At 33.6% G+C, this 21,214-nt stretch carries 13 protein-coding genes; 8 read left to right on the top strand and 5 right to left on the bottom strand.

Features of this window, described 5'->3' with window-relative positions:
* Positions 1-28: 28 nt before the first annotated feature.
* Together B0A67_RS17000 and B0A67_RS16995 are read right to left on the bottom strand one after the other, a co-directional pair.
* Complete coding sequence (locus B0A67_RS17000) at positions 29-997, bottom strand: electron transfer flavoprotein subunit alpha/FixB family protein (RefSeq protein ID WP_072954773.1); 969 nt, start codon at positions 995-997, stop codon at positions 29-31.
* 136 nt (positions 998-1,133) lie between these two features.
* A complete protein-coding gene (locus tag B0A67_RS16995) occupies positions 1,134-1,880 on the bottom strand; it encodes an electron transfer flavoprotein subunit beta/FixA family protein (protein ID WP_072954770.1) in 747 nt (248 codons plus the stop codon).
* A gap of 492 nt (positions 1,881-2,372) precedes the next feature.
* Here B0A67_RS16995 and B0A67_RS16990 point away from each other — a divergent pair, with 492 nt between their 5' ends.
* Both B0A67_RS16990 and B0A67_RS16985 read left to right on the top strand, forming a co-directional pair.
* Positions 2,373-3,350 (top strand): pyruvate dehydrogenase complex E1 component subunit beta, encoded by a 978-nt coding sequence (locus B0A67_RS16990; RefSeq protein ID WP_072954767.1) that lies wholly within the window; start codon positions 2,373-2,375, stop codon positions 3,348-3,350.
* Positions 3,351-3,420: 70 nt separating this feature from the next.
* The gene (locus B0A67_RS16985) at positions 3,421-5,922 is read left to right on the top strand and encodes a DUF5686 and carboxypeptidase-like regulatory domain-containing protein (RefSeq protein WP_072955561.1); all 2,502 of its coding nucleotides are present in this window, start codon (positions 3,421-3,423) and stop codon (positions 5,920-5,922) included.
* Between the two features lie 348 nt (positions 5,923-6,270).
* Here B0A67_RS16985 and B0A67_RS16980 read toward each other — a convergent pair whose 3' ends face one another.
* Entirely contained in the window at positions 6,271-7,932 is a 1,662-nt protein-coding gene (locus B0A67_RS16980; protein ID WP_072954764.1) for a hypothetical protein, read from the bottom strand.
* A gap of 437 nt (positions 7,933-8,369) precedes the next feature.
* Between B0A67_RS16980 and B0A67_RS16975 the strand changes: the two genes are divergently transcribed.
* From B0A67_RS16975 to B0A67_RS16965, 3 genes are all read left to right on the top strand, one after another.
* A complete protein-coding gene (locus B0A67_RS16975) occupies positions 8,370-8,969 on the top strand; it encodes a DNA-3-methyladenine glycosylase family protein (protein ID WP_072954760.1) in 600 nt (199 codons plus the stop codon).
* A 131-nt stretch (positions 8,970-9,100) separates the two neighbouring features.
* Positions 9,101-9,631, top strand: a complete 531-nt coding sequence (locus B0A67_RS16970; RefSeq protein WP_056207787.1) for an inorganic diphosphatase — start codon at positions 9,101-9,103, stop codon at positions 9,629-9,631.
* Positions 9,632-9,745: 114 nt separating this feature from the next.
* Positions 9,746-12,295: a sodium-translocating pyrophosphatase gene (locus tag B0A67_RS16965; protein WP_072954757.1), complete on the top strand. Its 2,550-nt coding sequence runs from the start codon at positions 9,746-9,748 to the stop codon at positions 12,293-12,295.
* Positions 12,296-12,409: 114 nt separating this feature from the next.
* On the opposite strand, the gene B0A67_RS16960 is transcribed toward B0A67_RS16965, so the two are convergent.
* Complete coding sequence (locus B0A67_RS16960; RefSeq protein WP_072954754.1) at positions 12,410-13,024, bottom strand: deoxynucleoside kinase; 615 nt, start codon at positions 13,022-13,024, stop codon at positions 12,410-12,412.
* Positions 13,025-13,438: 414 nt separating this feature from the next.
* Between B0A67_RS16960 and B0A67_RS16955 the strand changes: the two genes are divergently transcribed.
* The 3 genes from B0A67_RS16955 (at position 13,439) to B0A67_RS16945 (ending at position 19,372) form a co-directional block, all read left to right on the top strand.
* Positions 13,439-14,326: a GLPGLI family protein gene (locus tag B0A67_RS16955; protein WP_072954751.1), complete on the top strand. Its 888-nt coding sequence runs from the start codon at positions 13,439-13,441 to the stop codon at positions 14,324-14,326.
* Between the two features lie 46 nt (positions 14,327-14,372).
* A complete protein-coding gene (locus tag B0A67_RS16950; RefSeq protein WP_072954748.1) occupies positions 14,373-17,060 on the top strand; it encodes a carboxypeptidase-like regulatory domain-containing protein in 2,688 nt (895 codons plus the stop codon).
* A gap of 92 nt (positions 17,061-17,152) precedes the next feature.
* Positions 17,153-19,372 (top strand): hypothetical protein, encoded by a 2,220-nt coding sequence (locus tag B0A67_RS16945; RefSeq protein ID WP_072955558.1) that lies wholly within the window; start codon positions 17,153-17,155, stop codon positions 19,370-19,372.
* 39 nt (positions 19,373-19,411) lie between these two features.
* Here B0A67_RS16945 and B0A67_RS16940 read toward each other — a convergent pair whose 3' ends face one another.
* Positions 19,412-21,193 carry a DUF4153 domain-containing protein gene (locus B0A67_RS16940; protein WP_072954744.1) on the bottom strand — a complete coding sequence of 594 codons (1,782 nt, stop codon included), beginning with the start codon at positions 21,191-21,193 and terminating at the stop codon, positions 19,412-19,414.
* Between the last annotated feature and the right edge of the window lie 21 nt (positions 21,194-21,214).

Below are 21,214 nucleotides of genomic sequence, written 5' to 3'. Positions count from 1 at the left end.
GCTATATTTTTATAGAGAATTTTTAATTCTAAGAATGTTGCGCTTTGAAAGCTTTTAATTTCTCAGTTAATTTAGGCACAATTTCAAAGGCGTCTCCAACGATACCGTAATCAGCAACTTTAAAGAAAGGAGCTTCTGGGTCGCTATTGATAACTAATTTTACTTTTGATGAGTTGATACCCGCAATATGCTGAATTGCACCGGAGATTCCGATAGCAATATATAAGTTGGTTGCAACTGGTTTTCCTGTTTGTCCAACGTGTTCGCTGTGAGGTCTCCATCCCAAATCAGAAACTGGTTTAGAACATGCTGTTGCAGCACCTAAAACTGCAGCAAGGTCTTCAACTAATCCCCAGTTTTCAGGACCTTTTAGTCCGCGTCCGCCAGAAACTACGATATCAGCATCAGCAATAGATACTTTTCCGCTTACTTTTTCTACAGATTCTACTTTTACTCCAAAATCATTGTCTCCAATTGATGGATTAAAATCTTCTTCGGTTGCAGATCCTGCACTTTCGAAAATTCCGTAAGAGTTTTTAGCTAAGCCAAGAACTTTTACATCGGTATTAATTTCTGTAATGTTGAAAGCTTTGTTTGAGAAAGCATTTCTTTTTACCTGAAAAGGTGAAGTGCTAACTGGTAATCCAACAACATTTGATGCGAAACCGGCATTTAAAGCCACGGCAACTAATGATGAAAGATAAATACTGTCTGTAGTCGAAGAAAGTAAAACTACTTTTGTTCCTTCTTTTTCGGCAGCTTGTTTGATAACATCGGCGTAAGCCTTTGCTGTAAAACCAGCTAATTTATCGTTGTTTACTTTTAATACTTTATCAACTCCGTATTTAGCCAATTCGCTAATGTCACTCGTGTTTACAGTTAAAGCTGTAACGGTTGTTCCTAGTGATTCTGCTACTTTTTTAGCGTAAGAAGCTAATTCAAAAGCAACTTTTTTAAATTTTCCTTCTGCAGATTCTGCATATATTAATATTGACATAATAATTTTAGATTTTAGATTTTAGATTTCAGGTTTTTAAAATTGAAATCTAAAAGGATTATTGATTTAGATTTTGAAGTGAATCAAATTTTGAATTTTAGATTTTATTGCAATCAGCAATCTAAACTCTACAATCTTAAATCACCTTAGCTTCGTTGTGTAATAAATTGATTAGCTCGTCTAAATTATCAGGAGAAATTAATTTTACTGCTGATTTTGGAGCTGGTTTTTCAAATTTCACCGCTTTTGTATTTACAGGAGCATCAACTGGCTCAAGAATAGTAAGAGCTTTTGTTCTTGCTGTCATGATTCCTCTCATGTTCGGGATACGAAGATCTTTTTCTTCAACAAGACCTTTTTGACCACCAATGATTAAAGGTAAAGAAGTGCTTACAGTTTCTTTTCCTCCATCAATTTCACGAACTGCTTTTACGTTATTTCCGTCAACAGTAATTGCTGTACAAGAGTTTAAAAAGTTAGAACCTAAAATTCCGGCAATCATTCCCGGAACCATTCCGCCATTATAATCAAGAGATTCTTTTCCTGCAATTACAAGATCATAACCTCCGTTTTTAATTACTTCGGCTAATTGTTTTGCAACAAAGAAACCATCAGTTGGGTTAGCATTTACACGAATTGCTTCGTTTGCGCCAATTGCCAATGCTTTACGTAAAGTAGGCTCAGTATCCGGTCCTCCAACATTTACTACAGTTACAGTAGCGCCTTGTTGTTCCTGGAACCAAATTGCACGTGTCAGACCAAACTCGTCATTAGGATTAATTACATATTGTACACCATTGGTATCGAATTCTGAGTCACCATTGGAGAAGTTGATTTTTGAAGTAGTATCAGGCACGTGGCTGATGCAAACTAATATTTTCATAAGTATATATTTTATATTTATAATATGCTTCTACAAATTTAGAATTTAATTTGGAATAATTATACTATGCACGCATAATATTTTTGAAAAACTATTACGATTTCGCAGATTATGAAATTTATAAGTGATTTGATCGTGTCAGAAGAGAGATAATGCATTCAATACTGTTGATTGTTAGGGATTTTGCAAAGTGTCGGATTGGGTTAAGTGTTAAAATTTGAGCTGCGCCATACTACTTTTTGATTTATTGCGTTCTAGAGAAAGTATTTTGAAAATACAGAATTAAACAAAAAGAGTTGAATTTGTATGATAAGTGTTTTTATAAGTGAAATAATTGCTATTATATCGATTTCGTAAATGTCACAAATTTTTTTAAAAAGTTAAAAGCGCAGGGCAGGAAGAAGATCATGTGATTTTAAATTCAATTTATGCTTTTAAGTTATTTAAAATAATTATTTTTGCTCTTCAGAAAATTCAACATACAATATAAATATGAGAACAATACAATTTAGAGAGGCCATTTGCGAAGCGATGAGCGAAGAGATGCGTCACGATGAATCCATATATTTAATGGGCGAAGAAGTTGCAGAATACAACGGAGCATACAAGGCTTCAAAAGGAATGCTTGCTGAGTTTGGCGAAAAAAGAGTAATTGATACTCCAATTGCTGAGCTTGGTTTTACAGGAATAGCAGTAGGATCAGCTATGAACGGTTGTCGTCCTATTGTCGAGTACATGACTTTCAACTTCTGTTTAGTAGGTATTGATCAAATTATAAATAATGCTGCTAAAATGCGTCAGATGACAGGTGGACAGTTTAATGTGCCTATCGTTTTTCGCGGACCAACTGCTTCTGCAGGTCAATTAGGAGCTACACACTCACAAGCTTTAGAAAACTGGTTTGCTAATACTCCTGGTCTTAAAGTAGTCGTGCCTTCAACTCCTTACGATGCAAAAGGACTTTTGAAATCTGCAATTCGTGATAACGATCCTGTAATTTTTATGGAGTCTGAGCAAATGTACGGTGACAAAGGTGAAGTGCCGGACGGAGAATACACAATTCCATTAGGAGTCGCTGATATTAAACGTGAAGGAACAGATGTTACTATCGTTTCTTTTGGAAAAATCATCAAAGAAGCTTTTATCGCTGCTGATGAATTAGCGAAAGAAGGTATTTCTTGTGAAATTATTGATTTAAGAACAGTTCGTCCAATGGACAAAGACGCGATCTTAAAATCTGTTAAGAAAACAAATCGTTTAGTAATTTTAGAAGAAGCATGGCCATTTGCAAGTATTTCTTCTGAAATCACTTATATCGTTCAGGAACAAGCATTCGATTTCCTTGATGCGCCAATACAACGTATTACAACTGCAGATACTCCTGCGCCTTACTCTCCGGTGTTGTTAAAAGACTGGTTGCCAAATGCAGGTGATGTAGTAAAAGCAGTTAAAAAAGTGTTATACAAATAATACACATTTAAAATACTCACAAAACTTCATCATTCATAGTTAATTGATGAAGTTTTTTTTTGCTCAGACAATGAAAAAAATAATTTTACTCAGCCTGTTTTTTGTATTTGCCTTCGCGAGTATCGTTACTGCACAAACTAAAGTGAGCGGAATTGTTTTGGATAAATCAAATCAGCCAGTTCCGTTTGCGAATGTTGTTTTTAAAGGATCAAATATAGGGATCGTTTCAAATGAAGATGGTCGTTTTTATCTGGAATCTCCAACTACTTATACCGCTTTATTGGTAAGCTCAGCAGGATTTTCAGATCGGGAAGTTCCTTTGGAAAAAACGGTGAATTATGATTTCAAAATTGTTTTAAGCGAAGCCGAAGCATTGAATGAAGTGGTAATTTTTACCGGAAAAACTTCTAAAAAAAATAATCCGGCATTAGATATATTGAGAAAAATTTGGGAACGAAAGCGTAAAAACGGTTTGTACCAGTTCAATCAATATCAAATGCAAAAGTACGAGAAAGTTGAGTTTGATATGAACACGATCGACAGTGCTTTTATGAAAAACAAACTCTTCAAAGGAATGGAGTTTGTGTTTAAACATGTTGACACCTCTGATGTTACAGGTAAAACCTATCTTCCCATTTTTATCAACGAATCAGTTTATGATGTTTACGGTGATAATAAATTAAAGAAGGTAAAAGAAAATATAACCGGGAATAAAATGTCTGGTTTCAACGGAAATCAACAGATTTTATCCTTTGTAAAAGACCTTTATTCAGATTATAATATTTACGACAATCACCTTAAATTTTTCGATAAAAGTTTTACAAGTCCGCTTTCAAGAACCGGAATTGACGTTTACAATTATGTCTTAAAAGACAGTGCTTTTATTGATAAAAAATGGTGTTATAATATTGTTTTTTATCCAAGACGTAAAAACGAATTAACCTTCAAAGGAGATTTTTGGGTAAACGATACCACTTTTGCCATCAAAAAAATTAATATGGGTGTTACTAAAAGTGCCAATATTAACTGGGTAAAAGATATCTATATCGAACAGGAATTTGAAGTAGAGAATGATTCGACTTTTTTGTTGACGAGGGATTATATGATGTCTGATTTTGCTTTAAATAAAAAAGAAAAATCAAAAGGAGTTTACGGTAAAAGAACTACTTTATATCGAGATCATAAATTTAATATTCCAAAACCTGAGAAGTTTTATAAAGAGGAAGTCAATTTTATTGATAACGCTGTTTATGACCGACCGCCTGAATTTTGGGAGGAAAATCGTTTTGAAAAACTAAATAAAGATGAAGCGGGTATTTATAAAATGCTCGACACGCTGCAAACGGTCAAAAGATTCAAACAGCTTTATAGTCTGGTTTCTATCTTAGGAAGTGGTTATGTAGAATTTAAGAATTTTGATTTCGGGCCAATATTCTCGACATTTGGTTATAATGAAGTCGAAGGTTTGCGACTTCGTGCAGGAGGAAGGACTTATTTTGGCCCTAATGATCCCTGGCGTATACAAGCGTATACCGCTTATGGATTTGATGATAATAAATTCAAATACGGAGTTTCAGGAAAATGGATGGTCGACAAGAAAAAACGAATCATTATCTCCGGAGGAAACAGGCGTGACATCGAGCAAATTGGTGCCAGTTTAACCACAACAAATGATATTTTAGGACGAAGTTTTGCATCCTCAGCATTATTTACAACAGGAAGCAACGGAAAACTGACAAACATTAATTTAAGTAATGTTTCGGTAGAAATGGAGCCAATGAAGAACTTTGTTGTTCAGGCAGGAGTTTCGTATAGAACGTTAGAATCAGCTTCGCCAACGTTTAGTTTAGATTATTATACCACTATGCCAACCGCCGCGAATCCTGCCGGTGTTGTTGCAAGTGCAGTAAAACAATCAGAAGCAAATATTCAGTTCGAATACATGCCCAATCGTAAAACAATTGGTTTTGGTGTAGAGCGCGATCTTGTAGACAGCCCGTTCAGCCATTTCTTTGTGAATTTTAGTTATGGACTAAAAGGAGTTTTAGACAGTGATTTTGCTTACGAAAAAATACAATTATTCTACAAACAGCCTATTATAATTGGACCATTAGGAAGATCGAATATTATTCTTGAAACCGGAAAAACTTTTGGTACAATTCCGTTAGGATTAATGAGTGTAATTCCGGGTAACCAGACTTATTTTACCATCGAAAATACCTTTAGTAATTTGAATTTCTACGAATTTGTAACAGATCAGTATACTACTTTGCAATGGAATCATGATTTTGGAGGAAGATTATTCGCCAGAATTCCATTTATGAGAAAACTAAACTGGAGAGAATTTGTGGGTGTAAAAGGAGTTTACGGAACAATTTCAGATGCAAACAGAGCAATCAATGCATCGGGACAACCTTATAATGCACCAGAAAATGTATATTGGGAATACAACGCCGGAATCGGAAATATCTTCAAAGTATTCCGTATCGACTTCTCCTGGAGGGGAAGTTACCTGAATACACCTGATGCTAATAAATTTGCAGTAAAAGGATCGTTCGGATTCTATTTTTAAGATAAAATAAATTGCCACAAAGACGCCAAGTCGCTAAGTTTAATTTCTAGCAACTTGGCGTTTTTTATTGATTAAAATTATTTAATACAATTGAAAAAATCTACTCAATCTGCGGGTAAAAAAATTATAACTTTGAGATATTTTTTATCTAATTTTAGAAGCTATTTCCCGCACCCAAGCCTGAAAGTGCGAATTGGCGAAGCAATCCGTTACAATCTTTTGTTTTTTAAGAAAAAAACAAAAGGATTTCCACTGCTATCGGGGCTAAAAATTACGTTATGCAAGTAGCCATCGATTTTTATCTTGGTACCTCTATTGCTTAATTGTATCCAGCTTAAAAGAATACCATTACTTTACTTCAAAATCATTAAATTTAAATAGCTTATTGTTTACTGTTTTTACAGTTATATAATATTTTCCCTGAGGTAAATTGAGTTGAATTTTGCCGCCTTTTGGTTTTTCAAGCCATAATAAGACAGGAACTAATAAGTTGGCACTTTTTGTTTTGTTATACTCTTCCCAATCAAAAACGCTGACCAATAGTTCTTCATTTTTATAAGAATTAAAATTGGGGTGTGAAAGCGTAACTGTTTTTATACTTTTGTCCGGATACACATTGGCTAATGTGGCTTCAAGATTATTTATCAGGAAATAATCAGCACTTGATTGCATTAAAGTATCCTTTGCAAAGAACGATCTCGGAATCAAAACAAGTTTCTCTTTTGTTTTCATGATTACTTTTTCCTGATTTATTGTGATAGGGTCAATACCAGAATATTCTTTAAGATAGCTAGCCATAAGGCGTTTCTTGGTATTGCTTTTTTCTAAATGGCCATGTCCTACGTAAATGAAAATTTTTGCATGCGGATCTTTTTCAAGAATCTTTAAAATGTTTTTTGCCTGCCCAATTTCACGATCAATAGTATTGTCATAATTTTCATGCCCTAAAATTGTAAAACCCAAAGCATTTGCTTTTCGTAAAAAATGTCCAAAATAGGGTTCCTTGGTGTACAATCCATTTTTAGAGTTTGGAATTATAATTTTATTGTCTTCAGTATTGGGTGTAAATGCTTCAATAGAAATATATTGAAATCCATTTTGCTTTAGAGTTTCTAAAAGCTGCATCGCAAATAAGCGATGCTTAGGATAATAATGATCTTCGTTGAGCATTATGATTTGATTTTTACTTGCCAGCTCTGAAATTGCTTTAAAAACATCATTGTCCTTTTTTATCTCTGATTGTGAAAAAGCAGGCCATATTGTTTTTTCGAAATTAATTTTTTTCTTTTCAGAATCTTTTATAATGCTGTCATACTCTTTATTATTAGACATAAATGAGTTGAGAGTTGTTATAAAACCATTTTTCCAAAGTTTTTTCCTGGAGTCTTTTATTGGTGCGGTTTTTAGTTTTTCCCTTCCCTGAAGATAGTTGGAGTAGACATTTGTATAATAATTGAAGATTTTTAGATAGGACAATTTCTTCACATTGCTTGAATCTAAATATATCCTTTTCATATTGGATTTGGTAATTTCTAAAACATTTACGCTGTCAGTGAAAGCTTGTGTAACCGTGGTTATTTTTTTTATTCCTTTTTGTTTTTCACCAATTGCGATTCTGTTATTTTCAGTCAAAATGCATTTTTCATGCAATAAAGTATCTACAGGATTATTTATTTTTTCATAGAAATAGTACATGGAGTATTTTTCATTGGGTTGGCAACTTACTATTAGATTGTTGACAGATATTCCTTTGATATTATGTAGTTTCCTCTCTATTTTTTTTCTGTTGATTTCAGACAGATCTTCAAAACCGGCATTTCCTAAAAAGTCTATAGAAACATCTATAGAATCGTTATAGAATATATCGGGCTGATCTTTTTCTCCAGTAATAAAATTGTGTTTAACAATATCATTTTTAATAGGTTTACAGCTAAAAATAGTAAAGACAACAAATGCCATAATATAAAGTGAGTAATAACTATTGTTTCCAAACGCCTTGATACGGATCATAATTGCAATTGGTATTAAATGTGTAATTGAAGTTTTCTTGTGTAATTCATGAAAATAATACGGCTCTAAATAGTTTTACTATTTATTATTTTAAAAAAAATATGATTCATTTTTTTTAGTTTATTCTCTAAATAATCATTTATGAGCTTAGTTTTTGTTATTGTAAATATTAGGAATTTAATTACAATAAAAAAAATAAGTCAGAATTATTTTGTAGTAATATGCCAATAATTTATAAATTGTATAAGAAATATCTTAAATACTATATTGTTGATTATTAACGGTTTGCGGACTGTGTTGTGGATGTTGAATGATGTTGAAACATCAATACTGAAAAATGCATATTTTTGATGTACAGAGTTTAAAGCATAATTATTTTGATGTTTTAAAAAAGGAAAAATTCTCAAGTACCACTATTTCGTTTAAATTTTGAATTTATGCAGGAAGCTATCGATTTTCTATCCGCTAAAAATCCGATATTTCAGGAAATCATTGATAAATACGGATTACCCCCAATCCCGAAACGGCCACAAGGTTTTGAAACTCTGGTATTATTGATACTTGAGCAGCAGGTTTCTATAGATTCGGCGAAAGCCACGTTCTTAAAAATTAAATCCTATACCACTTGCAATCCCGAAACAATGTCTGTCTTGCCAGACGAAGAATTTCGTGCTTTGGGAGTAAGCCGACAGAAAACTAAGTACATCAAAATTCTTGCTGATGCAGTTTTAGATAAAGAATTAAACATTGAAAGTTTAGCCACAAAATCAGCAAAAGAAGTTCGGGAAGAGTTAATTAAATTAAAAGGGATTGGAAACTGGACAATCGATATTTATTTAATGTTCTGCCTTCAGGAACCGGATTTGATTCCGTTAGGTGATATTGCAGTTATAAATACCATTAAGGAATTACTCGATATTCATGATAAATCGGAAATGGAAATCCATGTGCAGCAATGGAGTCCGTACCGATCTTATGCAACATATTTGCTGTGGCATTACTATTTAAACAAGCGAAATCGTAAGGTTACTTATTAACTCTCTGTTTCTTAAACGCAAAGTTCATTAATTAATGCATAAAGTGCATAGATTAATGTCGTTTTTTATTGTGAAAAAGGATTCTTTAGTTACTTTTGCAATCGAAATTATAGAAATAATAAAAAACGAAAATGACCGCAGACAAATTAACAACTTTCGATGTATTAATCGAAATACCACGTGGAAGTAGAAACAAATACGAGTACGATTTTGAAATCAAAAGAATGCGTTTCGACAGAATGTTATTCTCTTCAATGATGTATCCGGCTGATTATGGATTTATTCCTGAAACTTTAGCACTTGACGGAGATCCTCTTGATGTATTGGTTTTGGTAAATGAGCCAACTTTTCCTGGATGTGTTATGGAAGTAAAACCAATTGGTGTTTTCCATATGGCAGATGATAAAGGACCGGACGAAAAAATTATTTGTGTACCTGTTTCTGACCCAATCTGGAATTCTTTGACAGATCTTTCAGATATGAATCCACACTTAGTAAAAGAAATCGAACATTTCTTCCAGGTTTATAAAGATCTTGAAAACAAAAAAGTAGATGTTGAAGGTTGGGGAGACGTAAACGAAGCATTTGCAATTATTGCTGAGTGTACAAAACGTTTTGATGATATCGAAAACAAACCGGAGGGATTATTTAGTATTAAATAATTTTAACCCTGTTCTATTATAAAAAAAGCAATACTGCCGTCAGGAGTATTGCTTTTTTGTTTAAATTCGTTTTAGTTAGCTTATTGAATATTAACCAATAACCATTAAAATATTATGAACGAATTTATGATTTACTTGCCAATTGTTATGGCAATTATAGGATTACTTTTCATGGCAATAAAAAGGACTTGGGTTTTAAAGCAAGATGCCGGAGATGGCAAGATGAAAGAGATTTCAGATTACATTTATGAAGGCGCATTAGCATTCTTAAAAGCGGAATACCGATTACTTACTTTTTTTGTAATTGGAGCAAGTATAGTTCTGGCCGGAATTTCTTTTATTGTTCCTACTACACATATATTAATAGTGGTGGCATTTATTTTTGGTGCATTTTTCTCTGCTTTAGCCGGAAATATGGGAATGAAAATAGCTACTAAGACAAATGTCAGAACAACTCAGGCTGCGCGTACAAGTTTACCACAGGCTTTAAAAGTTTCTTTTGGCGGGGGAACCGTAATGGGACTTGGAGTTGCAGGTTTGGCAGTTTTAGGACTAACAGGATTTTTTATTGTTTTCTTTCAGATATTCATGCACGGGGTTTGGACTTCCTCTGAGGATATGACTAAAGTTTTAGAGACTTTGGCTGGATTTTCATTGGGGGCAGAGTCAATTGCTTTGTTTGCCAGAGTTGGTGGCGGAATCTACACAAAAGCGGCTGATGTTGGAGCAGATTTAGTAGGGAAAGTCGAAGCCGGAATTCCGGAAGATGATCCTCGTAATCCGGCCACAATTGCAGATAACGTAGGAGATAATGTTGGAGACGTTGCCGGAATGGGAGCTGATTTATTTGGTTCTTATGTAGCGACGGTTTTGGCAGCAATGGTTTTAGGAAACTATGTGATCAAAGATATGGGTGGAAACATTCAGGATATTTTTGGCGGTATTGGACCAATTTTATTACCAATGGCAATTGCCGGTTTTGGAATTTTATTTTCGATTATCGGAACTACATTAGTAAAGATATCTGATGATAATGCCAAAGAAGCACAAGTACAAAAAGCATTAAATATAGGAAACTGGGTTTCGATTGTTTTGACTGCAATTGCGTGTTTCTTTTTAGTACGATATATGTTGCCGGAAACTATGCAAATGAGCTTTTTTGGAGAAGGATCTAAAGATATTTCATCAATGCGTGTTTTTTATGCGACTTTAGTTGGTTTAGTAGTAGGCGGCGCTATTTCATCTGTGACAGAATATTATACGGGATTAGGTACAAAACCCGTTATGGCAATTGTGCAAAAATCTTCGACTGGAGCAGGAACAAACGTTATTGCAGGTTTGGCAACAGGAATGATTTCTACTTTTCCAACCGTATTATTATTCGCAGCAGCCATTTGGATTTCGTATGCCTTAGCAGGTTTTTACGGAGTGGCGCTGGCAGCTTCAGCTATGATGGCAACTACTGCTATGCAATTGGCAATTGATGCCTTTGGACCAATCTCAGACAATGCAGGAGGAATTGCCGAAATGAGCGAATTACCAAAAGAAGTTCGTACCAGAACTGATATTTTAGATTCAGTAGGAAACACAACGGCAGCAACCGGAAAAGGATTTGCAATTGCATCTGCAGCTTTAACCTCTTTGGCCTTATTTGCTGCTTATGTAACGTTTACTGGAATTGATGGAATCAATATCTTTAAAGCGCCTGTTTTAGCCATGTTATTTGTGGGTGGAATGATTCCAGTAGTATTCTCAGCTTTGGCTATGAATTCTGTTGGAAAAGCCGCTATGGATATGGTGTATGAAGTACGCCGTCAGTTTAAGGAAATTCCTGGAATTATGGAAGGAACCGGAAAACCGGAATACGGAAAATGTGTAGAGATTTCTACAAAAGCCGCTTTACGCGAAATGATGTTGCCAGGAATCTTAACGATTGGTTTCCCGATTGCAATTGTGCTTTTAGGAAAATTAGTTTACGCAGACAACAATCAGTTAATTGCTGAAATGTTAGGGGGCTATATGGCAGGAGTTACTGTTTCAGGAGTTCTTTGGGCAGTTTTTCAAAATAATGCCGGAGGTGCCTGGGACAACGCTAAAAAATCTTTTGAAGCAGGAGTTTTAATCAACGGAGAGATGACTTACAAAGGTTCTGATGCTCATAAAGCTGCTGTAACCGGAGATACAGTTGGAGATCCGTTTAAAGATACTTCAGGGCCATCAATGAATATCTTAATTAAGTTAACTTGTTTGATAGGTTTGGTAATTGCCCCTATTTTAGGTGAAGGACATGCTACAGCTGGTTTGGCTGAAAAAGGTTCCTGTTGTGCCAAAACTGAAATGCATGCAGGAGGAGTTTCTAAATGTGGAGATTTATCTGGCATGACCAAAGAAGAATGTATTAAAATGTGTAAAGAAAAAGGCTGCACGGCTGAAGAAACAGCGAAATGTCTGGCACATTATGATGCAAAAGGAAAATATGCATACCAAAAAACAGATTGTTTTGATACTACTAAATACAGTAAAAACAGACTTGAGGTGAATTTGTCTACTGTAAATGGAGTCACAACGGGAACCGTAACGAAAACAGAAAATGGCAAAACAACTACAGAAGTTTATGAAGGTACAGAAGCTGAAGTAAAAGCAAAAATTGAAGCTGCGAAATAAAGATAGCCGGATAGCTTTGTCAAAGTTTTAAACTTTGATAAAGTTTTGGAAAATAAAAAATGCCTCTAAAATATAAATTAGAGGCATTTTTTTATTTTGTGTAAATCCGTGTTTCTAAAACAACCCGTTCAATTCAGCATCAATTCTATTAATGATGTTTCCTAAATCTTCCGGATTATCTACAAAGTTTATATTATCAACGTCAATAATTAATAATTTTCCTTTAGTATACGTTTGTACCCAGGCTTCGTATCTTTCGTTTAGGCGGCTTAAATAATCAATAGAAATAGAGTTTTCGTAATCACGTCCGCGTTTGTGAATTTGTCCCACTAAATTAGGGATAGAACTTCTTAGATAAATTAATAAATCAGGCGCTTTTACTAATCCTTCCATTAATTCAAAAAGTGAAGTATAGTTTTCGAAATCGCGACTCGTCATTAATCCCATCGAATATAAATTGGGAGCAAAAATATAGGCATCTTCATAAATCGTTCTGTCCTGAATGATTTTCTTCCCGCTTTCGCGAATTTGTAATACCTGACGAAAACGACTGTTCAAGAAATAAATTTGCAAATTAAAAGACCAACGTTCCATTTGGTGGTAGAAATCATCTAAATACGGATTATCAACTACATCTTCATAATGAGGTTCCCATTTGAAATGTTTAGCTAATAATTTAGTTAAAGTTGTTTTTCCTGCTCCTATATTTCCTGCTATTGCTATGTGCATTACCGTCTTACGATTTTATAATTTGTTATTTCTTTAGCTGTAAAAATAGATAAAATTTGGTCTTAGTAGCAGAATTTGTCAAACGTTTTTTTTAAAATTTAAATTTCAGAAAATGTATCTGAATTTATACCTGTAATGTCTTTAAGATACAACAAATTAGCTTTGCCCAAAAGATATTGATCGATTGTTGATTATTTCGACTGAATCAAAATCAGAGACTTGTAGTAAGTCAGTTGACTCTCTGTAAATAATAGAGATTGAATCTATAGTCCTTATTTATTGTAATAGTCTAATTAATAGTCGGTTTTGTCTATAGCTTATCGGTATTGATATATTTAATTTTCTGTATTTTAAAATAAACAATACATTTGAGTATAGGTTTTCTATGATTTATCCAAATTAAAAAAAAATGTAATGAAAAAAACAATCTATTATATGTTCATGATGCTTGTATGTACTCAAATACAGGCTCAGAAAGATTTTCAGGGAATGGCCGTTTATGAATCTAAAACTCAAGCGCCAAAGTTTGAAGGAATGCGTGGCAATCGTGATATCACACCGGAAATGAAAAAGAACATGGAAGAGGGAATGAAAAAAATACTGGAAAAAACTTTTATTCTGAATTTTGACAAATCGGCTTCTATTTATAAAGAAGAAGAGAAACTCGAAGCTCCGGGACAGCAAAATGGTTTTCGTATAATGGTGGGGTCGATGATGGGAGGCGGAGGCACTTTTTATAAAGATGTAAAAACGAAATCGTATACGGTTGATAAAGAATTTATGGGCAAGGAATTTTTGGTGATAGATTCACTGCCAAAATTAAACTGGAAATTAGAGCAGGAAACTAAACAAATTGGCGGATATACTTGCTACAAAGCTACTGTGGTCAAAGAACCAAGCAAAACTGATTTTAGAAATTTCAGACCTAAAAAAACCGACGATAAAAAAGAGGAAGCTAAAAAAACGTCCGGAGAAACGAAGACCAATTTTGCAGACAATTTTGAGATGCCAAAAGAAATTCTTGTAACCGCTTGGTATACACCTGAAATTCCTGTAAACCAGGGTCCTGAAAATTATTGGGGACTTCCTGGTTTGATTTTAGAAATAAATGACGGAACCACTACAATTTTATGTTCAAAAATTGTTTTGAATGCAAAAGACAAAGCAGAAATAAAACCCTCTAAAAAAGGAAAAGTAATTTCTCAGAAAGATTACGATGAAACGGTTATTAAAAAAATGGAAGAATTTAGAGAAATGAATCGTGGTCGTTCAAGCGGACCGGCACAAACTATTGGAAGGTAGATCTTCTGCTTCAAAGTTTTATTTATTCTAATTTATTCATTTATCAATGAACAAAACACTTTTTATATTCGCCTTTTTATTTACTTCTATATGCTTTTCTCAAAGTGTTCGTTTTGAAGGATTTATTCAGGATGAGCAAAAAAATTCGTTAGAAATGGCCAATATTATGGCGGTAAATACTGCTACAAAAGCAATGGATTCTTACGGAATTACCAATGACAAAGGAAAGTTTCAGCTCACATTGAAGCCTAATACTTCGTACTCAATCAAAGTAAGTTATCTTGGAATGAAGTCGAAAGAGATTTCCGTTGCAACTCAAAGTACAAACATCGTTCAGAACATTGTTATGGATGGTGCGGGAATCGAACTTCAGGGTGTTGAGATTGTGCGCGAAATGCCAGTTTCTATAAAAGGAGATACGATTGTATATAACGCCGATTCGTTTAAATCGGGAACCGAAAAGAAACTGGAAGATGTATTGAAAAAACTGCCCGGAGTTGAGGTAAATGCTGATGGAGAAATTGAAGTGGAAGGCAAAAAAGTCACCAAATTAATGGTCGAGGGAAAAGATTTTTTTGACGGAGATACAAAGCTTGGCGTTAAAAATATTCCTGCCGATGCCATTGATAAAATTCAGGTTTTAAGAAATTACAATGAAGTAAAAGCACTAAAAGGTTTAGAAAATGATCAGGATAATGTAGCGATGAATATTAAGCTGAAAGAAGGTAAAAAGAACTTTTGGTTTGGTGATGTAACCGCCGGAACAGGAGTTGGAGAACTCGATAGTCGGTATATTATAAATCCGAAACTGTTTTATTACAGTCCAAAGTACAGTATTAACCTAATTACCAATTTTAATAATATTGGGGAATTACCGCTCACAGCTCAGGATTATTTTAAGTTTACAGGCGGATTTAAAAACCTGATGAAAAAAGGCGGAAGCAATTTTAATGTTTCCTCAAACGACTTGGGGATTTCGATTTTAAGAAACAATCGCGCAAAAGAAATTGAAACGAAATTTGGAGCGACAAATTTCGCTTATTCCGTTACTAAAAAATGGAATATTAGCGGTTTCGGAATATTGTCGACCTCAAAAACAGATCTTGAAACGAAATCTCAAACTACCATTTTAGATTCTGGAGATCAGCAAAAAAGAGACGAAGAAACGCATCAGAAAAATAATCTGGGACTTTTTAAACTGAGTTCAACTTATAAGCCAAGTGATAAATTTCAGTTTGATTATGATATTTTAACGAAGTTGTCCAAACAAAATGAAGACACAGACGTATTGCGTGAATCGGTGGTGAATACTGTTTCATCCTTAGAGACTATTTTGACCAATAAAAAGCAAGATCCCACATCAATAAATCAAAATTTGAGTTTGTATTATACGCAAAGCGACAAGAATATTTTTGCTTTTGAAATGCAGCATCTATATCAGGACGAAAACCCGTTTTATAATGCCAACCTAAGAACACAACCTTTTGATTTATCCGGCTATATTTCGGGACAAAACAGAAACGATCTGAATCAGGACCGTTATGTAAAAACAAATAAAGTAGATGCCAAACTGGATTACTATTATATGGTAACACCAAAAAGCAATATCAACATCACGTTGGGAAATACCTATTCGTATCAGGATTTTAATTCCCATATTTTTCAAATGTTGGACAATGGAGATAAAAACGACCTGAACAGTGCCGAAAATAATAATCAGGTAAACTATAATTTTAATGATGTGTTTTTGGCATTTCATTATAAAATTCTGGCCGGCAAATTTACCTTAACACCCGGTGTCAGCGTACATTCGTACAATATGAAAAATGGACAATTAGGAACGGATTATTCACAAAATTTCGTAAAAGTATTGCCTGACTTTTTCGCTTTGTATCAAATCAAAAAATCAGAAACCCTGACTTACAATTTCTCTTTGTCAAATGATTTTACAGATATCAACCAATTGGCCGCGGGTTATGTTTTGTCTGATTACAGCAGTTTGTTCCGCGGAAACCGTTTTTTAGAAAATGCTACGTCGCAAGTACATTCCCTGCGTTATTTTAAATACAATATGTTCAATTTCGAAAACATATTTGCCAATGCAACCTATACTAAAAAAGTAGATGCGATTAAAACCAGCGCAGATTTTACAGGAATCAACCAATCGTCATCGCCATATAATTCAAATTTAGCGGATGAATCTTTTAGCGGAATGGGAAATTATGGACGTTCATTCTTAAAGAATTACAAAGCCTCAGTGAATGCCTCTTTCAATTGGGCTAAATTCAATAATATTCAGAATAACGAATTGACAACTACAGAAAGTTTTAGTCAAAGTTATACCGTAAAAGCTTCAACAAATTATAAAAACTTTCCTAATATCGAATTTGGTTATAATGCCCTGATTAATAAATACAGCGGTTCTACTTATTATACGGACAAACCTTTTGCAAGGTTGGATTATTATTTTTTAGACAGTTTTTCGTTTGTTTCAGAGTATGAGTTTTATCATTATTACAATAGCAATAAAACAGTCAATAACGAATATGATTTTTTGAGTGCTAGTTTGACCTATCAAAAAAAGAACAGTAAATGGGAATATAAAATATCAGCTACCAACTTATTAAATACTAAATACCTTAATGATGACAGCTTCTCGCAGTTTTCTACAAGAGTTTCACAATACACAGTACAACCTCGCTACATCATCTTTTCGATGAAATATAATTTATAGTATTTCGATTACAAAACTTTGTGCTTTTTGGTGTTTTTTTAAATAAGAAAGAAATATCTTTGTCTGAAATTGTAACAACTAAAATTTTAAGCATGCGTAATTTTATATGGAGTTCCTTAGCGTTCTTTTGTTTAATATCCGTCTCTTTTTCTCAAACAAAAAAAATTGAGAAAGGATCTTATTTGTCTACCAATAACGGGCAAAAGATCAAGTTGAATTTATTAGAAAATAATAAATACGAATTGGTTTTCTATTCGGGTGATTATGTAGTCAAAGGCGATTCGTTATTGTTTACTCCAAATATAAAAGAAGAAAATGGATTTGAACTCGAATTTAAAAATGATAAAAAAGCAAAAAAAGTCAAAGTAACCTTTTTAGACCCCTCTTACTATTCTTTTTATATAGGAACACAAAAAGGTTCAGGTGATGTTCAATATCAGAGATTATCGGATATTAGAGATAAAGTGAATCCGGAAGGTGACAGACTTAATATAGATTTCGAAATTGACCCGGCAGATTTCCTGTATCTGGTTTATGAAGAATATGGGGGAGAAAGTAAGGTTTCGAAATTTGCTTTACCAAAAGATGTTTCAGAGATTACGATCAAGTATCAGTTGGATGTTGTAGGAGATTTAAAAATTACCGGATTTTTTGATCAGAAAACAAATGAGCTGATGATTGCAGAGCAGTCAGGAAAGAATCCGTTAGTTTTTCGTAATGTCAAAGATAATCAGCCTGAAAAAACGTCAAAAGTACTTCCGCTGGAAAATAAGACAGTTACAAATTGGACTTATCCGGGAAAAGAACCTTTGGTAAGTGATGATTTTGGTGTAGCAATGGATTCTGCCGTTGCAGGAGTGGAAGTTTATGATTTTAAATTAAAAATAGAAAACAATCTCAAAAGTGCTCTTTTGTCAAATAATAATGACAAGAATAAGTTTTTAGTCGTGGTAGCTGACAGCAAAAATCCTTCGGCAAAAGCTGATTTTGATGCTTCTGTTAAAGATCAGGAAACACAGCTTGGTTACAGCATGTATGATTCATATCATCCTGAATATGATTTATACAATTATTATCTGGCTACAGATGATGATAAGAAATGGCTTAAAGCAAATAAGATAACAGATGCTCCAAGTCTTATTATTTTGAATAATAACGGAGAAATTTTAGCGACGGTAAAATCTAATTTAAAAGAGAAACAATATCAGTTTAATTATTATGACGCTATCTATTCAAAGTTGCAGAGAGTGGACAAATTAGCTGCTTTTAGTAAAACAATAAAGAATAAAAAAGCAAGTGATGCTGATTTGATTGCTGCTTTTAATAAAGTTGCAATTCTTGAAATACCATATGATTATAATACAGACTATGAGGAAACAACTGATGAAAGTCAGGCTGAGTTTAAGTTTGTAAAGAATACCGTAGATAAAAAAGAGGTGGTGCAAATATGGAAAAAGTTAATTGAAGCGCATCAAAAAGATACAAAACCCAATATGTATCTGGTAGAAACGATTATAAAAGAAATTAAAAACCAAGGATTCTCGAAACAGTTTTTTAAAGACGATAAAATACTAACAGATACTGATTTTCTTTCTATAGATTATTTGATAAAACATTATGATGCCATCGATTCAGAACGTTTGGCATTTACTGAAAGAGAAGGAGAAACACATATAATAGGCAGTATTAATACTGAAATTGCGACAGCTTTACAACAAAATAAGTATGTTGCCGATAATAATGTTACTGCTGAAAAAGATGATAGTAAAACGATTGCAGTTTATAAAAAACTAATTGCTGCAGGTAAAGGAAATTTTGAGTGTTATCAAAACTATTTTACTTATTTGGCTGAGGTACAGGATAAAGACGGTTCCAGTACGAATTACTTAAAAGAATTCAGTATTTATTTTAATGCTAATCTGGCTGTAGATAAAGGAAGTATTATTGAAAAATTAGACACCATGTTTACTTCGATAGATTCTAGCTCTGAATATTCGTATAACGGATGGAATGCTTTTAAGGAATACCACTCGAACTTATGCAATGAAGCTGCCTGGACAGTAGTTTCTAAACCTGGTAATACTGCTTTTATAAAGTCAGCAATTACATGGTCAGAATATAGTTTGGTGATCAGCAAAAACAATACTTATTACCTGGATACTCTGGCGCAGCTGTATTATAAAGACGGACAGAAAGAAAAAGCAATCGCAACACAAACTCTCGCGGTTAAGTATTTAACCGATTATGTAGAAGAAGAAACTGCTGCAGACATTCGACAAACATTAAGTAAAATGCAAAACGGAATGTATTAAAATGACAAAGCCTTTGAATTATTTTCAAAGGCTTTTTTTTTAGTTCTTAATTTTTACCAGCACTTTTATAGTATAGCTGTTTAATATTTTTTTATTGTTTTTGATCTTGCCATTTGCACTGAGATAAGTAATCAAAATTTTATACTTTGGAGTTTCTGTTACCTGAGTTATTCTTTTATTTGAATTGTAATCGTAATTTTCAAATTCCGGATTTTTATTTACAAAAGCACTTATTTCCAGCGGAACAATATCCTGGTTAATCTGTAGTTTAAAGCCATAATTTTCAACTTTAGAGCTAACAGAATAGTTTTTGTTATCAATTTTTATGCAATCCTTACATTCGAAATTTTTATCATAAGAAGACATATTGAATGCCATATCATATCCCCTAATATTTTCGATCACATTTTGGTCATTGTCATAATAGTAATAATAAAAATCATCATTTTTACTGTCTTTTTTATCATAAGGAGATTTATATTCGTATCCTAAAGCTTTCATTATTGCGGAATCACTTGGAGTTTTTTCTTTTTTAAGAAGCGCTTCAAGTTTTGTTTTGGCGTACGGAACCATAACTTCTATACCATAATTGCTTTCCAGAAAAGAAACAATGCTGCTCAAATCCTGTTCTTGTTCAAAAGTTAGTTTTTTGTGATCTGGGTTTTGCATGTACGTTTCAAATCGGGATAACTGACTGTATTTTGAAATAGAATTGGCACTTTGCGGACCGGCAATAGAAAACAATCCGGCCAGACACATGCTTATTGGAATAAACTTAATTTTAGGATTTTTTTGAATTAGAAAATACGCCACAACAATAGAAAGCCAGATCGATAATAAGAGAACATAATAGCGTTCATGCGTAAATCCGTAAAGATTGATTCGGTATAAAATCGCCCAAAAAAGTAATGCAAGCAGCGGAATCAGCAGAAAGTAAAACCAACGATTGAATGTTCGCATCCATAGATTGCCAGTTTCGGTTGCAATGGGATGCACCAGTAAAAAAGAGAGAATCCCGAAAATAGCAAATACCAAAACAAGATACGAAACCCAGCCAACCGGCAAGGAAAGCGTAACAAGAATTTTAGCCTCGTAACATATTAAAATTACCAGATAAAGACTTATTAAGGGTAACAAAACATATTGTGTAAAGTTTTTAAGTCCTTTTGGATAATTCAGAACCAATGGAGCCTGGCTGTTATTCGTTTCCGGAACTCCGCTTAAAAAGAATATGGTATTAAAGACCCCCGCAATGACAAAAAAGATGTGAAAGTAAATATGATCATAGAATTCGACCGTAAACAATTTATCAACGGCTAATATGGCCAGTGCCAAACCGGAATAAAGTACAATACTGTACAATCCGGCAGTTAAAATTCTAAGAAAAAGCTGCTTGTTGAACTCCCAGAATTCATCCTGATTATAAGTCCTTGGCAAGAAACCTGCAAAAGAAACTAATAGATGCAAAGCAATATTAAGTACCAAAAATTGCTGTATTTCTATTTCTGTAATGTATTCATGAAAATTAAAAACAAAAAGAACGATAAGACCGCCAAAAACAAAACTGGTTATGAAGCGCAGGATAGTATTCTTTTTTGAAGCCAGGAAAAATAAACTGACAGAAAGAAATAAAACAAGACATAGAGAACAGCTCATTAATGCCTTTCGATAAAGCTCGTTGTCAGGATCATTATATTCTTTCTCATTAAGAATTATTGCCAGAATAGTGCCTAAAATGGCAGTTATGGTTTCTAACGGAAATCTAAGAACTGTTTTTAGTGTTGCGTTTAAAACATTTTGTAACGAAGGAAGTCTGCCCATTTTTTTAATCAGTTATTTTAT

It is taken from the genome of Flavobacterium aquidurense (genome assembly GCF_002217195.1).
Taxonomy (GTDB): domain Bacteria; phylum Bacteroidota; class Bacteroidia; order Flavobacteriales; family Flavobacteriaceae; genus Flavobacterium; species Flavobacterium frigidimaris.
The sequence above is the reverse complement of the archived record's forward strand: the minus strand, read 5'-3'. Positions and strand labels throughout refer to the sequence as shown.

Excerpts from the sequence above, each read along its gene's own strand:
- B0A67_RS16990 (WP_072954767.1), top strand. The coding sequence starts at position 2,373 with ATGAGAACAATACAATTTAGAGAGGCCATTTGCGAAGCGATGAGCGAA.
- B0A67_RS16985 (WP_072955561.1), top strand. The coding sequence starts at position 3,421 with ATGAAAAAAATAATTTTACTCAGCCTGTTTTTTGTATTTGCCTTCGCG.
- B0A67_RS16945 (WP_072955558.1), top strand. The coding sequence starts at position 17,153 with ATGCGTAATTTTATATGGAGTTCCTTAGCGTTCTTTTGTTTAATATCC.
- B0A67_RS16965 (WP_072954757.1), top strand. The coding sequence starts at position 9,746 with ATGAACGAATTTATGATTTACTTGCCAATTGTTATGGCAATTATAGGA.
- B0A67_RS16995 (WP_072954770.1), bottom strand. The coding sequence starts at position 1,880 with ATGAAAATATTAGTTTGCATCAGCCACGTGCCTGATACTACTTCAAAA.
- B0A67_RS17000 (WP_072954773.1), bottom strand. The coding sequence starts at position 997 with ATGTCAATATTAATATATGCAGAATCTGCAGAAGGAAAATTTAAAAAA.
- B0A67_RS16980 (WP_072954764.1), bottom strand. The coding sequence starts at position 7,932 with ATGATCCGTATCAAGGCGTTTGGAAACAATAGTTATTACTCACTTTAT.
- B0A67_RS16940 (WP_072954744.1), bottom strand. The coding sequence starts at position 21,193 with ATGGGCAGACTTCCTTCGTTACAAAATGTTTTAAACGCAACACTAAAA.
- B0A67_RS16970 (WP_056207787.1), top strand. The coding sequence starts at position 9,101 with ATGACCGCAGACAAATTAACAACTTTCGATGTATTAATCGAAATACCA.
- B0A67_RS16975 (WP_072954760.1), top strand. The coding sequence starts at position 8,370 with ATGCAGGAAGCTATCGATTTTCTATCCGCTAAAAATCCGATATTTCAG.
- B0A67_RS16950 (WP_072954748.1), top strand. The coding sequence starts at position 14,373 with ATGAACAAAACACTTTTTATATTCGCCTTTTTATTTACTTCTATATGC.
- B0A67_RS16955 (WP_072954751.1), top strand. The coding sequence starts at position 13,439 with ATGAAAAAAACAATCTATTATATGTTCATGATGCTTGTATGTACTCAA.
- B0A67_RS16960 (WP_072954754.1), bottom strand. The coding sequence starts at position 13,024 with ATGCACATAGCAATAGCAGGAAATATAGGAGCAGGAAAAACAACTTTA.